Here is a 16,526-nt window from a genome sequence, read left to right on the forward strand (position 1 = left end):
CGCGCCAAAAGCAGAGGATGGGACTAATACAGGCAATGGATCTTTAAATCTAGCCGGCAGGAAAGTTCACCCATCCTTATCTTTTGGAAAATTAATATAAAATCATTTTACAAACCTAAGAGCCGGCAGGCAGGCCTGACCCTTTAGGGTAACGCCCAAAAAACAATTAACTAACTTATTATTAATATTTTCATCTTTCTAAAAAGGCCATATTATTGGTACTAATAGTAGGGATATGATAAAGAATATTAAAAGTAAGGGTGCTCCAACTTTTAAATAGTCCATAAATTTATAGCCTCCTGCAGACATTACCATGGCGTTTGTTGTGGTGCCTACTGGTGTTAAAAATGCAGTTGAAGCACTAATGGCAACCACTATCATAAACGGTTCTGGAGAAATGTTTAAAGATGTTGCAGCTAAAATGGCTATGGGGGCCATAAGTACTGCTGTTGCGGAGTTATTAATAACCTGACTAAAGGTTGTGGTTAGTAAAAATATACCACCAAGTAACATTACAGGAGATACCGAACCTAGATAGGTTACTAAAGCGTTGGCAACCAATTGTGCAGTGCCAGTTTTTTGTAATGCTACACCCATGGGGATCATTGCAGCAATCATTACAACACTGGTCCAACTAATACCTTTATAGGCCTTTTGCATGGGCACACAGCCTGTAAGTAAAACAATGCCTGCACAAATTAGAGCAGCCATAGACCCTGGCACCAACTTAAATACAAGAAGCCCAATCATGAGTAATAATGCGCCTAGAGCTATAAATGATTTTGAATTTAAACTATCTATATTTTTAGCCATGCCTTCTGGGCTACCACATACTACTAAGTTTTCATGTTGTTGTTTTAAGCTTTCTATGTTTTCCCATGATCCTCTTAGTAAAAAGGCATCTCCAACCTTTATTTTTATGTCTTTCTCTAAAAGAGGTTTGTTGTTTCTGGAAGCAGCTAGCAATTGGATGCCGTAGCGTTTAAAATAATCGCCTAATTTGTATTTTCTACCAACTAGGATTGAATTAGGGTTAACAATAACCTCTGTCATTCCCACCTCTTGGTTTACCAGGTTGTTTTTTAGCTCATCAGTTACAGGTTCTAGAGGTAGTAAACCTAATCTGAATTTAATCATGATTTTATTGATATCTTCAGTACTCCCTTTTACAGTAATAATGTCATGATACATAAAAACGGTTTGATGATCTGGAAATTCTACAAATTGGGGAATGCCTTTTAGTGGATTGGGATGTCTTCTTTTTAAGCGTATTATAGAAATACCATGCTCTTTTTCAAAATTCCAAATTCCTATTTTGGTGTTTAAGAGTGGGGAAACCGAACGTACACGAAGTCTGTAATAATCGCCATCAATTTTATAAGCTTCAATCCATTTATGAAACGTAGTTTCAATATTTACGGGTTTGTTGTTGGTCTTGTTTTTTGGTAGCAATCGGTACCCTATATATCTAAAATATACCAATGCGATAATTAGTAATGGTAAACCTATCAATCCAAATTCAAAAAACGAAAATCCATCATAACCACTTTCAACAAGGGCGTTACTAGCTATAATGTTTGGCGGTGTGCCAGTTAGTGTTAGTAACCCACCCGTGTTAGATCCAAAAGCCACAGGCATTAACATTTTAGATGGTAAAGTGCCAATACTCCAAGCTGACGATATGGTAAGTGGCATTAAGGTAGCCACAGTACCTGTATTACTCACAAAACCAGAAAGTATACCAGAACCTAGAGAAACGATAACTAAAAGTTTAGGAATGCTTTTACCTGCCCATTCCACAAACTTTTTACCGGCTAAGGCGGTCCATCCCGTTTGAGATAAGCCTTCACCAATAATAAACAATGCGGCAATCATAATAACGGTTGGGTTACTAAAACCGCTCAAGGTTTCTTTGGCGTCTAATATTCCTGTTAAAAACAGACTTATCATTGACAGTAGTGCTACAATATCTGGTGTAAATTTACCCCATACAAATAATGCAATGGTTACTACTAGTATGGCAAGCATTAAATAGATCATGTTTTCTAAATTATTGGGTTTGTCTTGTTATTACGGTGTAAAATTACTTTGGCATATGTCCAATAAATATGACTATCGTCATTCTTTTCATGTCATCTTCATTTTTATGATATTGTTGTTTTATTAGCATTAAGAATTAGAAAAGATAACACGAAAACGCTTTCGTATTATCAGGTTACTAAATAAGCTTATCTTTATACTGTAATTATTGATAGTATGTTGGGCGTATTCGAATAAAAATGTGTGTATCTTGATATTTTTAATGCTGCATATCGTCCAAAATGAATAAAATTGTAATATATGAAGTTAGATATACTTGCTATTGGGGCGCATCCAGACGATGTAGAGTTAGGTTGTGGAGCAACAGTAGCGAAAGAAGTAGCCAATGGTAAAACAGTAGGGATTATAGATTTAACTCAAGGAGAGCTAGGAACACGAGGTACCGCTGAGACGAGAAAGGTTGAAGCCGTAAATGCAGCAACAATTCTAGGTGTGGCACTTAGACTAAATATGGGGTTTGCTGATGGTTTTTTTGTAAACGATAAATCACATCAACTAGCCATTATTACAAAGCTTAGAAAGTACCAACCTGATATTGTGTTGTGTAATGCGATAGACGACAGACATATAGACCATGCTAAAGGTAGTAAACTGGTAAGCGACGCCTGTTTTTTAAGTGGTTTGGTTAAAATAGAAACTAAAGATGAACATGGTAAAGTACAGCAACCATGGCGTCCTAAATTTGTATACCATTACATGCAATGGAAAAATTTAGAACCAGATATAGTAGTTGATGTTTCTGGTTTTGTAGATACTAAAATGAAAGCAGTTTTAGCTTACGAAACCCAGTTTTACAGTGAAAAAAGTAAAGAACCAGAAACACCTATTTCTAGTAAAAATTTTACAGATAGCGTTTTATACCGGGCAAGAGATCTGGGAAGATTAATAGGTACTGAAGCAGGAGAGGGGTTTAATGTAGAGCGATATCCTGCGGTTGACAGTCTTTTTGATTTGAAGTAGCTTCTTTTTAGAATATATACTTTTAAAAATTAAAAAAACCTTTGTAGAAATTCTTAAATCTGTTACATTTGCACTCGCATTGCAAAATGCGTTTTATACAACGGTTTAGCTTAGTTGGTTAGAGCATTGCTTCTGCTAAACTTTTTTAAAGTTTTATAAAAAAATATGGTGGTTGTAGCTCAGTTGGTTAGAGCGCCTGATTGTGGTTCAGGAGGTCGTCGGTTCGAGACCGATCTTCCACCCAAAAATACCAAGCCTTTCAAGAAATTGAAAGGCTTTTTTTGTTTTGTTAGTCCTTCAAGTACCCATATGTTATTTTTTGTAAGAATTTTATAATTTTTGTGTTATTATTTTATTATATTTGAAATAAATGTATACTTTTTAGTAAATTAAATATATTTTTATTTATTTATTTTTAAATAAAATAATTGTGAAAGTTAGAGTCAGCTTACTAACAAAAATTGTGATTTCTATTCTAGGGATTGTAGTTTTTCTTACTAATTGTGAAAAAAATAGTATTTCAGTTGAAGAAGAAATACTTGATACTCCAGTTAAAATTCAAGGACAGCCAATTTCAATTGAGATTATTGACTATTCTGATGAGGATGAAATACTAAGCGGATTGAGAAATACATACCATCTAGATAAACACATTGGACTAAGAGATTCAGGTAACATACAAACAAAATCAACAAAAAGCAATTCAGGTATAACCGTTTATACAGATGTTGTTAAAAAGATTACCAAAGGAAATTATAGTTCATATACTATGCTAATTAAGTCGTTAGATGATGATAAAAGTACATTTTATAACCTAACTGTAGAGGAATATGGAGATTCTACGGGTATGTTTGTTACACAATATAAAAACTTTTCTACTAAAACGGGAAAGTCATCTTTAACAAGTAAAACTTCGTCTTTAACAGGCATCTCAACAAAAAGAATAGATGGGCTACAGGAGCCTGTAGATAAAGAAGACTTTGGAAATGAAAACGGAGGTTCATCTGGAGGAACTGGAGGTGGGGCAGGTTCTGGTTCTACATATCCTACAGATTGTGATGGTATAGTTATTACTACACAAATAGCTGTACCTTATCAATGCCTTTGTAATCCCCATCACTGGCCTTGGGAACACTGTGATTGTCACACTCAACCAGGATATACTTATGAAGATAGTTATGAATGTGCTCCAATTTCTAATATTGGAGGTACGGGAGATACAGGAGTAAGTACTGTTGGCGGAACAGGAGATTCAGAAAATAGTAGCGGTAACTTACCAAATACATCATTGACAACACCTGTTAATCCAGACGGTAGTGGATTAGCTGATGATTGTAATACAAAGAAAGAAGATTTGAAAAAAATATTTCCTAATGCAAGTGATGCAGATATGAAAACTCTGGCTTATGTGTTGAATGAAAAGGCAGCGGATTTTGGTATTGATACGAAAGAAGAGTTACAGCACTTTTTAGCCCAAGCTGCGCATGAGACAGGAGGTTTTAAAAATTTGGGTAGTGAAGAGAACTTGAATTATACGACTAAATCAAGACTTCTAAGTATTTTTAAAAAATATTTTTCAGAAACTGACACCATAAAAAAGAGAAAGCCAGACGATTATGTGAAGAATGCTTCTAAATTGGCTAATTATGTTTATTGTTGTAGAATGGGTAATGGAAAAGAATCGACTGGTGATGGATACAAATATAGAGGGAGAGGTATCTTTCAATTGACTGGTAAAGAAAACTATACCAATTTTAAGACATGGTATAATGCAAAATATGAACCAGACAATGATTTTGTAAAATCACCTGAGACATTAAAGGATAATGATACCATAGCCATTCTAAGTGCGCTTTGGTTTTATAAAACCAAAGTTCTTGATAAGGTAACTGTAGATTCCACTACGACTGTAAAAAAAGTTACATTAAAAGTTAATGGTGGAGATAATGGTATAGAAGACCGGAAAAAACATTTCAAAAAAGCAAAAGACTCAATAACATGCAAATAATTTTAAAATGAAAAAAATTAATATAGTATTAATAATTCTGTTTTTAGGTTTAATATTTAACTGTAAAGCGCAAGAACGACAAGCAAATATCGCGACTGAAATCATTGGAACATGGATATCTGAAGATGATGCCAAAGTTAAATTGGTTTTTAATACGGATGGCACCTATACGAGCTATTATGACAATGAACCGACAGCTGTATTTAATTATTCTATTACTGATAAATGTGGTGATGAATATGATATTAATTCATGGTTTCTTAAAGCTATCGATAGGGATGATAACGATGAATATTGTTATGAACTCTATGGTGCTAACAGTCAACCAGGTGGTATTCTATCAATGAGATCAATGTTAAGTGGTAAAATATTCGTATATAATAAGAGCTGATAAATTTCTATTAAAACTATATGAAAAATATAAATGTAGTGCTGATATTATTGTTTTTTGGTTTCCATTTAAGCAGTTAAGAGGAGGATAATATGTCTTGCTATAATTTAGATTGGTAAAACTTTTATAAATTGGAAGTACAGTGTTTAATATTATCTGCTTCTAAGGAGACAGTCACAGGTTAAATTCTATTGTGATCTCTGGAATAAAAAGGCTTCTCAGAAAAGGAAAGCCTTCTTGTTTATATTTTTACATGTTAGAATTTAACATACAGGGATTTGTTTGATCATTATTTTTTAAATGTTTTAGTTTACAAATTAACCTTCCTATACCTAGGATATTTTACAACATAAGAGAATTTGTAGTTTTTAGTAACGCTGGATTCAATATTAGCTTTCCACGTTAAAATACCTTTTTTACTATTGTAATTAGAGTTTCCAGAATTGATATCATCTACTTTAATATCCTTATTTTGACTTATTGGAATTCTATCTACAATAACCACATCAATAGGCATGGTTTTATTGTTTTTTATTTGGATATCATACCCTTTTTCAACGATTCTATTGTTACCTATAAAATTGGTTTTCTTAAAATCGTTATTTGATGTTCTTGTAATAACCACATTTGGGTCTACACCTAAAGATACGGTTAAGCTATCTGTTGTTGCATACGGATTAATATGAGTAACACCAGAATAACTGTCTTCGAAGTAAATATTAGCTTCTCCTGGGAGCAAGTTTAGTTTTTGCCAATCTCCAATTTTTGCAGTAAGAAATACATTTTCATTAATCACAGGAGCTGTAAAGTATGAGAATGTGGCTGGTAATTTAAAATTATCAATTTCAATAACTGTTATATCTCCATCTGATACTACGGTTGATAACTTCTGAATTTCAAAGCTTGTATTGGAAATACCTTCAGTAATGATATCTCCATTAGATGTATAGTTGCCTTGTTTTGTAGTTATTACAATAACACCATTGGAAGCTTTGCTGCCGTATATGTTGGTAGCGGAAGAATCTTTTAATACATCGGCAGATGCAATCATACCTTCATCTAATTTTCTAAAATCACTAGGGCTACTAATAACTCCATCTATAACATACAGTGGTGTGCCTTTGGTTTTAAGAGTGCCAATACCTTTAATTTTAATATTTGATTCGCTAGGAACTGTAGAAACACTACCAGAAATAGAACTACTAGATTGAGTACCATAACCTACTATTACAACTTCGTCTAGTTGCGCTGTGTCTTCCTCAAGACTAAGATTTATAACACTAGAATGAATAGGAATAGTTTCGGTTGTAAACCCTAAATAGGAGAATACTAAAGCTTGCCCTTCATTTACTTGTAGGCTATAATTGCCATCAAAATCAGTAGCAACGCCATTAGCTGTACCCTTAACCAACACATTAACTCCTGGTATAGGGGTGCCACTGGCATCGGTAACAATACCACTTATGGTTTTTACAAAAGGATTAAACTTATATTGGTATTTTTTTGTTGCGTTTTGTGATTGATAATTGCTATTTCTACTTATAAAGTTTAAGTATTTGGTATCTACTACTGGCTTTAAATTATTGGTATTGGGGTCGTTTGTTGAAAGTGTTAGTTTTACATCTTCCCAACTTACACCTGTAGTTTGATATACATGTGCTTTATAGTTTAACTCCAAAGGTTTGTTTATATTTTTTGCTTTTAAGTCGTATATAGGAAACCAACCAGCATGTGTTACATTGTATTTTATTACTAAATTAAGTTGTTTACTAAGTTTAGAGTTTAACTTTACTTTTATTTCTCCTGTTTGTATTTTATCATCAACATTTAATTCAGCGAGTTGTTTTTTTATATCTGTAATCTGTTTGTCATATGCTCTCTTCTTTTTTAATGATTGATGGATTAAAGTATTCAACTCAGTTATACGTTTTCTATAATATGCTGCAAATTGCTTCAACTTATCCAAGTTTACAGTTTGGGTGTTATTGCCAAGCTTTCGGTTCTCTTCTATAAGTTTTATTTCTTGTTCATAACCTTCCATAAGGTTTTGCTCCAGTTGCATAGCATCATTTATAGTTTCAATTTCGTTTTGGAGTTTTGTTACAGCTTCTGTTTTATCAAATTTTGTAATATGATTAATCGCATAGTTTATAGATAGAATCGACGCATCATCAAGACCAGAGATTTGAATGCTATTTTCTTGGATGAAAGGGGAAAGTTTAACAAAAGAAAACTCTGTAGTACCTTGAGGTATTGAGATTTTTGCGTGACGTGTTACCTGAGCACCATCAACAAAAACTGTTACTGCTTCTATTGATGATGTTGTAGGATTGGTGTTTTTGGCTAATAAAACTGAAGTGAATAGTAAAAATAGAATACAAAGCTTTTTCATGATTAGTTATTTAAAGTTTGTTTTAAAACTATAACCAATCAAAATGTTATAAAATAAGTATTGAGTAAGTTGTACTTATAAATGAGTTAAGTATTAGTTTAAACGAGTTTCTTTTTAACTTAATCTAAAAACTTACTCTTCAGCTCAGGAGTAGGAATCATACATGCATCCCTTTTACCGTACCATTTATAACGATTTTTAGCGATAACATCATAAACCCAATTGCTAATGAATGATGGAATAATAAGAAATATACTCAATATTTTGGTGGGAAACCCTAATTGAGCCGCTACTTTTAACGCTGCAGTACTCTTGTAAGTAATACCCTTTTCGGGAGTATATAAGATTATGGAGTCTACCTTGCGAGTATCGATATTAAAATGATCAATTATTTTTTTACCAGTTTTACTTTGCAGTGCAGTAAACATAAAACGCTGGTTCTTATCATGTCTTATAACATATTGCACAGAAGAATTGCAGAGGTTACATACACCATCAAAAAGAATCAATTTTTTATCTTTTGGTACACCAAATGTCATGTTGCAAAGATACGCCCTTTACAACTCACTTAAAAACTGATTGAGGTCGGTTTCCTTATCAAGATTTAGTTTCTTTTTTAAGCGGTATTTACTCTTTAATACACTTTCAGGTAGTACATTAAGCATTGAAGCTATTTCTTTAGTTGCTAAATTCATACGTAAGAAAGAAGCTAAACGCATCTCTTTTTCGGTAATCTCTGGATAGATGTCTTTAATTTTATGATCGAAGTTATTATGGACTTCTGAAAAATACGATTTAAAAACTTCCCAATCTTTGTCTTCTGCACTCTCTTTTTTAAGAAGCATTACTATTCGTCTAAATTCTACTTTAAATAGTTCTGGAGATCGTTTTATCTTTTCTAGATTATCTTTTAATTCTTGTATAAATGTATTCTTTTGTACCAGGTGTAAGGTTTGTGAGGCGAGTTCTTTCTTTTTAAACTCAATTTCTTGTTTATAAATGGCTTCCTGCTTTTCGCGTTCAATGCGGTTTTTCTTTATACGTTGTTTGAAACTAAAATAGATTAACCCAGCTATTATAAGAAACGATACCATACCTATACCGTAAAGCGTTTTGGTAAGCTTATCGTTTGCTGCTTGCGTATTTAAAGTTTCAATTTCTTTTTTCTGTAATACAATTTCATTTTCTTTTTGCTCCGTCTCGTATATGGACTTTAATTCTTCAATCTGTTGTAGTTTTTTAGTGGTATATAGGCTATCGTTTATAGTTTGGTATAATTTTAAAAACTCTAAGGCATCATTATTTTTATTCATTCCTTCCAAGAAAGTTGAACGATTTTTATACAAACCTGCAAGGTGGGACATAGCTCCTAAAGATTTTGCAATAGATATGGCTTCAGTATTTTGTTTTAGTGCTGAATTATAGTTTTTATTTTCAAAGTCAATTTTCGATAGACTTATCAAAGCATTAATAGTACTTAGTTTAAGATGCTCTTTTTCAGCAATGGTTTTAGCTTCTTTAAGAACTATTTTTGCGTCACTGTAATTACCTTGTAAACGTTTAATCTCTCCAAGATTATGCAAAGCGTTACTGAGACCTAAGTTATCCTCTACTTTTTTAGCATTATCAACGGCTAGATTAAAATAATTTTCTGCGGAAGCGTAGTCATTTAAATTTTGATAGGAAATACCAAGAGAGTTTTGAGTATATGCTACATAAAATGTTTCTTCAAAACGCTCATAGATTTCCAAGGCTTCTTTAAAATATTGTATGGAAGATTCATGATTTTCTAAACCACTTTCAATATCTCCTATCTGTTTTAAAGCATCTGCCTTACGTGTTTCATGATGTATTTGTTTAAAACATTCCAAACCTTGAAATGCATAAATTAGTGCCGTCTTATAATTGGCTTTTTCAATGTAAATATTAGCTAGAGAAACGTATTGAGCACCTAGGAATTTTGTTTTGGCATCTCCTTCTTTTTCATGGGTTTTTATCAATTCAATATTTTCCTTAGTAATAGCAATAGCGTTATCAAGGCTACCATTAGAGCTTTCTATAGAAGAGAGAGAGTGGTTAACAAAAATTAGTCCTCGTGTGTTATTAATATCCTTAAAAAGTGTTTTAGACTTATTGTAATAGAACAAAGCGGAATCATTCTCGGATTTGTTGGCAAAGTAGTCGGCACGATGCATATAGCCAACAGCAATGCCTTTGGTATAATTTATGGTTTTAGAGATTTTAAGTCCTTGTTCTGCATATAGTTTGGCTTCTTCTGGTTTTGAGAACATCAATTTTTCATGAAGACGTGTTAAAATCATCACTTTAACTGAATCGTTTTCTTTTCTATTGGTAAGTTCTGTTTTTAAACTGTCAATCAATTTAGTGTTCTGTGAAAAACCAAAAGAGAAACTAAACAACAAAATTTGAATAAGGAATAAGTTAGGAGTTTTCATCTTTCATGTTAATTAGCTGTTGCTAAGTTAAATATTATATGAGTTCAAATTACAGAGGGCTTCTTTACCCGAATAGTGCTTGTCCATAGCTTGTCCATGATTTTGATGTTCACTAAATTTTTTAAAATTTATTTAAACAATTGATTATCAGTTTTCTAAAAGATAAATTTTAAAAGTTTAAAATAGCTTGTCCTATCAAAATTGAAGGTGCATTTGATATGTATGTCCCCTTTTTGTCCACCCAAAAAATTAGATTTAAGATGTGTTCATGAGTAGTTTCGAAGTGTTGAATCAAAAAATATATCATTATGAAAACACAGCTATTAACAATCAGAACTCTATTTAGAGCAACAAGTATGCTTGCTTTACTTACAATTTTTGGATGTAGTACCGAGGAAGCAGCATCAGTACCAACAGTAAACCCTGAAGCAGCAGAAATCTCAGATTTAATTTCAAGCTTAAGTTATGATGCAAACACCATGTTAAATGTAAAGAATACAGGTGGAGCACCAAAACAAAGAACGGTTACCAATACAAAGAATACCCAAACTTCTCCAGATAAAGGTAATTATAGTGCATGCGAAGAAAAATTCTATACACTGGAAGCTAATTTTGATGATGTGGCTATATTAAGACCTACTAATGGTATTATTTGGCCTGGGGCATTAGTTTATGGAAATCAGGATATGCTCGATGGTATGCCAAATCCAATTACGTTAGACAGGTCTCCAGTAACACTTCGTATAGATTTACCAGGAATAGGGGAGGAAGGCACTTTAGTAGTTGAAGATCCAAGAAACTCAAATGTACAAAGCAGCATAGATAATGCTTTAGAATGGTGGAATGCTAATGCCTATGAGGAAGGTTATGTAAATGCTTCTAATTCCAGCTACCAAGCTAATACATCTTATTCTTCAAAACAATTAAGTTTAGATGTGGGTTTAAATGTAGAGTGGGCAAATGGTTCGGTAGCATCTCAATTAGAGTATGAATCTAGTACAACAAAGCGTGTAGCTGCTATGGTATATAAGCAAGTGTTTTATACTGTAACAATGGATACTCCTAAAACTCCTGCTAGCGTTTTTGGGGTAGATGTAACGTATGATGACGTTGATAGTACTATCGATTCAGATACACCACCAGCTTACATCAACTCGGTGTCTTACGGACGTATTATCATGTTTAGAATGGAGACAACGGATATGAGAAAGTCCATTGATTTGGATTTAGTATTAGAATATGCTACAGGAGCAGCAAATGGTTCAGGTTCTGTAAATTCTGAATATGACGAAGTACTTAAAAAATCAAGTATTACCGTAGTAACTATTGGCGGAAATGCTGAAGTAGCTTCAGAAGCTGTAAATGCTGATGGATTTGCATCCCTTAAGCATATTATTACTGGCGAAAATGCTGTGTATAGTAGAAATAACCCTGGAGTTCCTATTGCTTATACGGTTAGATATCTAAAAGACAACTCTTTTGCTAAAATGGGCTATACTACCGATTATAAAATCAAAGATTGTACACCAAAGGTATTTTCTCATGCCAATGCAATTTTAGATAACAATATTACCCTTGATGTTCGTTTTCGTTTTAAGTATAAAAAACGTGGGTCAAACTCGATCGATTATACTAATTGGAAAAAAGTTAAGAAAAATGATGCACCACCAGCTATTAGACCTCCAAACGGTGCTCACGATGTAAAAGTACAGTTCGAGGTTTGGGACCTCACGTGGAAGCATATGGGCGAGTATCATGAAGGCTACCTTTATAGCGATAAAAAATTTGAGGCTTATTGTTCTAAACGAAATGTTATAGGTATTTGTACAGAAGTTAAAGTGAGGCGAGATTAGGGCTATTTAATTAGTTTGAATAGTTAATGCAGTCGGTACCTTAAGTTGTGATTCAACAACTTGGTGCTGGCTGTTATTTTTTGGTGTTCCCCTCCTAAGGTCGGGTCGGGCTATCCGTTTGTAGTTTTGGCTCGATGCACGCCTCCCCAAAAGCTATCACTACTATCCCTAACACACTTGTCTGCTAAAGTAAGTACATGTATAACGGACTCTACTTTTTTGCCTCAACCAGTTCCAATAAATCCAAAGCAACATTAGTAGTAAATATACCGTAATTTACATTGGCTTTGTTTTTTTCAATACTATCTATACTACCAACAGCTCTACCATCATGCATGCGTACACGGTCGCCTACTTTTAAAATAGGTTTTGGTTTTTGTGGAGCTTCAGCTGCTTTTTTCTTTTCAGCCTTTTTCTTTTTTCTAATAACATTTACTTTCTTTTCAGCTTCTTTCTTTACCTGTTCTTCTTTAGCTTTTTGGGCACGTTTTTGTTTAGCAGATACTTTTTTGCGTTTAGAATTTTCAATTTGTACCAATTTGAATAATTCTGCCATTAACTCGCGTTTCTTTTTGTTATCGAAGTATTTTTCGGCTATGTCGTTTACTTTTTGCCCTAAATAAATTAGGCGCTGATTACTATCATATAATTCCTGATAGCTTTCTAATTTCTTCTGTATTTTGGCATTTATCTCTTCGAGTTTATCAGCTTCCTCACCTTTTTTCTTTTCATTGAGTTTTAAAGATTGTCCAGTTTTCTCTAATCGAGAACGTTCTTTTTGAAGTTTAGCAATAGTGGCATCAAAACGTACTTTACTGCGCTCAATCTTCTTTTTTGCTCTGTTTATTAAAGAATAGGGAATGCCGTTTTTCTGAGCCACTTCAAAGGTAAAACTACTACCTGCTTGTCCTACCACCAGTTTAAACATAGGTTCTAGTGTACGTTCATTAAAAAGCATGTTGGCATTAATCATGTGTGGCAGCTCAGTAGCAAGAATTTTTAAATTAGAATAGTGTGTGGTAATAATTCCAAATGCTTCCCGATGGTAAAACTCCTCTAAAAACGTTTCAGCCAAAGCACCACCTAATTCAGGATCAGATCCTGTACCAAATTCATCAATTAAAAAGAGGGTATTTTTATTACACTTGCGCAAAAAATAGTTCATTTGTTTTAAACGATAGCTATAAGTGCTTAAATGGTTTTCAATAGACTGATTATCTCCAATATCACTTAAAATCCTATCGAACAGGCATACCTTACTACGTTCGTGTACAGGAATTAACATACCGCTTTGCAACATTACTTGTAATAACCCAACGGTTTTTAGGGTAATACTTTTACCGCCGGCATTAGGACCAGAGATTACTATTATTCGGCTGTCCTCTTTAAGCGATAGGGTTTGTGGAAACGTTTTTTCCTTTTTTTCTAAATTATTTAAATAGAGAAGCGGATGATATGCATCTCGCAAATACATACTTTTATCTTCTGATAGTTCTGGAAGTATACCATTCATAGATTTCGCATACTTCGCTTTCGCAGAAATAACATCGATATCAATTAAAAAAGTTTGGTAGTCTTTTATAAGCGGTAAAAACGGACGTATAAAATCGGTCACTTCTTTTAAAATACGAACTACTTCTTCTTTCTCTTCGTATTCTAAATTATTAAGCTCTCGTGTGTATTGTAGGGTAGTTTCAGGTTCAATATATACAATACTTCCTGTTTTACTACCTCCCATAATGGCACCTTTAACTTTTCGCCTATACATGGCCTTAACAGCTAAAACACGCCGGTTATCTACGACAGATTCTCTAATATCATCCAGATATTCTAAATTGTGATAGGTATTTAATGCAGAAGCAAAACTTTGATTTATTTTTCCTTTAACTTTACTTATGGATTTTCGTAAATCATACAAGGTGTCAGAGGCATTATCCTTTATATCTCCAAACCTATCTACAATAGCATCAACCTTTTCTATTAGAACTTTAGTAACTTCAATATGTGAAGCAAACTGATGTAAATTAGGATAGTATTCTTCAAACTTTTTTAAAAACGTAACAATGGTGTTTACCGTTAAAGACATTGAAACGATTTTTTTTAAACCATGTACTTCTAAAAAAGTATTCTCGATATTTAAAAGTTGAATTTCTTTGGTAATGGTATCAAATCCGTGATTGGGAATACGGTTGTCATTATAAAAAGAGGATACATATTCGTTGGTAAGTTGCAGTGCAAAAAGCAAATCTTCTTTAGTTTTATAGGGAGAAATTTCTAATACAGATTTATTGCCCATTGGCGTAATGCACAACTCGCTTATCTGTTGCAATACGGTAGGGAATTCCAGATCTTGTAAAGTTTTCTCGTGAATGTGTATCATTCGTCTCTTAACTATTCTTTTTCAAAAGCGCAAAGTTACAGAATATAGTAGATTTTTTTCTTTAAAGAATCCCTAGATTTGCAAAAGTGGAAATAGAGTTGTTTACAAATTGTAACAATTCGATGTTTATTAGACTAACGAATAAAATTGAAGCATTATGGGTTTTATTAAAAGGGTTTTATCTACAATAGTAGGGATTTTTGTGTTTTTGGCACTTTGTTTTATAGGTTTGATAATAATAAGCGCACTTTTTGGTGGGGCTTCAGAAGAAGTAGTTCAGGTAAAGTCAAATTCTGTATTAGATCTAAAGTTAGATTTTCCCATTAACGATTATGCAGGTAAAACTGTCTTTAAAGAATATCCTTTTTTAAACGAAGATGAAAGAAACGGTTTATTCAATTTAGTTGATGCTATAAGATATGCGAAGACTGATGAAAAAATAAAAGGAATATCCATTGATAATAATTTTGTCATGGCTGGTATTACACAAATAAAAACATTGCGGGATGCTTTAATAGACTTTAAGGCGTCGGGTAAGTTTATAGTGTCGTATGCTGATGTACTTACGCAAAAGGATTATTACTTAAACTCAGTTGCAGACACCATTTATATTAACCCAGCTGGTATGATGGAATTTAAAGGGTTATACACTGAGCGTTTATATTTTAAAGATTTTCAAGAGAAATCTGGAATTAAAATGGAAGTGGTGCGTCATGGAAAATATAAAAGTGCCGTAGAACCATTTTTAGAAAACGAAATGAGCGATAATAATCGTGAGCAAATTTCGGTGTATTTAAATGGACTTTGGTCTGAAATTAAAAAAGAAGTTTCGGAGGCTAGAAATGTATCGGTAGAGCAATTAGATGTAATTGCAGATAGTTTGTTAGCAAGAACACCAGAGCTCGCTGTATCTTCTAAATTAGTAGATAAAATTGCTTATCATGATGAGTTTGTTAATGGTTTAAAACATGCAATGGGTGTTGCTGAAGATAAAGATTTAAATAGTGTTTCCATAGAAGAGTATGCGAGATATGCTGCTCCTAAATTAAAAGCTAAGTCTAGTGAACATAAAATAGCAGTAATTTATGCTGAAGGCGATATTATGTATGGAGAAGGAGATAAGGGTATTGTAGGGCATATAACGATGAATGAATCCATTAAAAAGGCAAGGGACGATAAGCGTATTAAAGCTATTGTGTTGAGAATTAATTCCCCAGGAGGAAGTGCATTAGCTAGTGAATTAATTTGGAGAGAGATAGAGTTAACAAAAAAAGTAAAACCTGTTATTGTTTCTATGGGTAATTTGGCAGCTTCTGGTGGTTATTATATCGCTGCAAATGCTGATAAGATTATAGCTGAACCTACAACAATTACTGGTAGTATAGGGGTGTTTGGGGCTTTGCCAAACTTTAAAAACCTTGCTGATGATATGGGGATAAATGCAGAACAAGTAACAACTAACGCAAATGCGGTTACCTACAGTGTTTTTGAACCACTGAATAAAAATCAATATAAATATATAGAAGAGGGGATTATTGATGTATATAGTTTATTTACAAAACGCGTCGCAGATGGACGTAATTTAACAGCAGAACAAGTAGAAGAAATAGCTCAAGGACGTGTTTGGACAGGTAATGATGCTCTAGATAGAGGTTTGGTAGACGAATTAGGAGGACTAGATTTGGCATTGCATTATGCCGCTGATGCTGCAGAGATTGAAGATTATAAGATTAAAGAATTCCCAGTGTTTGAAAAGAATTTGGATGAAATGCTAGAAAGTTTTGGTTTGGCAAAAGCCAAAGAACAAATTTTAGCTGAAGAACTAGGGGAAGAAAACTACAAGCTAATTAAAGAGGTAAAACGTCTATCTCAGAAAAAAGGCGTTCAGCTAATGTTTCCTTACAGTACGGAGATAAAATGATTTATATCACATTGGTGTTGTTAAAGACAAAATAAAAAAGAGACTTTCACTTTGAAAGTCTCTTT

General features: G+C 33.3%; 10 protein-coding genes and 1 tRNA gene. 6 read left to right on the forward strand and 5 right to left on the reverse strand.

The features are described from left to right. Window positions 1-198: 198 nt before the first annotated feature. Window positions 199-2,028: an SLC13 family permease gene (locus JS605_RS15275; protein WP_203258596.1), complete on the reverse strand. Its 1,830-nt coding sequence runs from the start codon at window positions 2,026-2,028 to the stop codon at window positions 199-201. A 312-nt stretch (window positions 2,029-2,340) separates the two neighbouring features. Between JS605_RS15275 and bshB1 the strand changes: the two genes are divergently transcribed. From bshB1 to JS605_RS15295, 4 genes are all read left to right on the forward strand, one after another. Further along, window positions 2,341-3,060, forward strand: coding sequence for a bacillithiol biosynthesis deacetylase BshB1 (gene bshB1 / locus JS605_RS15280; RefSeq protein WP_203258597.1), 720 nt, complete (start codon window positions 2,341-2,343; stop codon window positions 3,058-3,060). Window positions 3,061-3,227: 167 nt separating this feature from the next. Beyond that, window positions 3,228-3,303: transfer RNA gene (locus tag JS605_RS15285), tRNA-His, on the forward strand. A 187-nt stretch (window positions 3,304-3,490) separates the two neighbouring features. After that, window positions 3,491-5,068: a glycoside hydrolase family 19 protein gene (locus JS605_RS15290; protein ID WP_203258598.1), complete on the forward strand. Its 1,578-nt coding sequence runs from the start codon at window positions 3,491-3,493 to the stop codon at window positions 5,066-5,068. Window positions 5,069-5,075: 7 nt separating this feature from the next. Continuing rightward, window positions 5,076-5,459 (forward strand): hypothetical protein, encoded by a 384-nt coding sequence (locus JS605_RS15295; RefSeq protein ID WP_203258599.1) that lies wholly within the window; start codon window positions 5,076-5,078, stop codon window positions 5,457-5,459. 310 nt (window positions 5,460-5,769) lie between these two features. On the opposite strand, the gene JS605_RS15300 is transcribed toward JS605_RS15295, so the two are convergent. The 3 genes from JS605_RS15300 to JS605_RS15310 form a co-directional block, all read right to left on the reverse strand. After that, window positions 5,770-7,851, reverse strand: a complete 2,082-nt coding sequence (locus JS605_RS15300) for a DUF4139 domain-containing protein (protein WP_203258600.1) — start codon at window positions 7,849-7,851, stop codon at window positions 5,770-5,772. 119 nt (window positions 7,852-7,970) lie between these two features. Beyond that, window positions 7,971-8,390: a thiol-disulfide oxidoreductase DCC family protein gene (locus JS605_RS15305; protein WP_203258601.1), complete on the reverse strand. Its 420-nt coding sequence runs from the start codon at window positions 8,388-8,390 to the stop codon at window positions 7,971-7,973. Between the two features lie 18 nt (window positions 8,391-8,408). Then, entirely contained in the window at window positions 8,409-10,307 is a 1,899-nt protein-coding gene (locus tag JS605_RS15310; RefSeq protein WP_203258602.1) for a tetratricopeptide repeat protein, read from the reverse strand. 308 nt (window positions 10,308-10,615) lie between these two features. On the opposite strand from JS605_RS15310, the gene JS605_RS15315 reads away from it, so the two are divergent. Then, window positions 10,616-12,160: a thiol-activated cytolysin family protein gene (locus JS605_RS15315; protein ID WP_203258603.1), complete on the forward strand. Its 1,545-nt coding sequence runs from the start codon at window positions 10,616-10,618 to the stop codon at window positions 12,158-12,160. A gap of 211 nt (window positions 12,161-12,371) precedes the next feature. Here JS605_RS15315 and JS605_RS15320 read toward each other — a convergent pair whose 3' ends face one another. Continuing rightward, a complete protein-coding gene (locus JS605_RS15320; RefSeq protein WP_203258604.1) occupies window positions 12,372-14,540 on the reverse strand; it encodes an endonuclease MutS2 in 2,169 nt (722 codons plus the stop codon). A 157-nt stretch (window positions 14,541-14,697) separates the two neighbouring features. Between JS605_RS15320 and sppA the strand changes: the two genes are divergently transcribed. Then, entirely contained in the window at window positions 14,698-16,461 is a 1,764-nt protein-coding gene (sppA, locus tag JS605_RS15325; protein ID WP_203258605.1) for a signal peptide peptidase SppA, read from the forward strand. The last annotated feature ends 65 nt before the right edge of the window (window positions 16,462-16,526 follow it).

The sequence above is a fragment of the Hyunsoonleella ulvae genome (assembly GCF_016827605.1).
Taxonomy (GTDB): domain Bacteria; phylum Bacteroidota; class Bacteroidia; order Flavobacteriales; family Flavobacteriaceae; genus Jejuia; species Jejuia ulvae.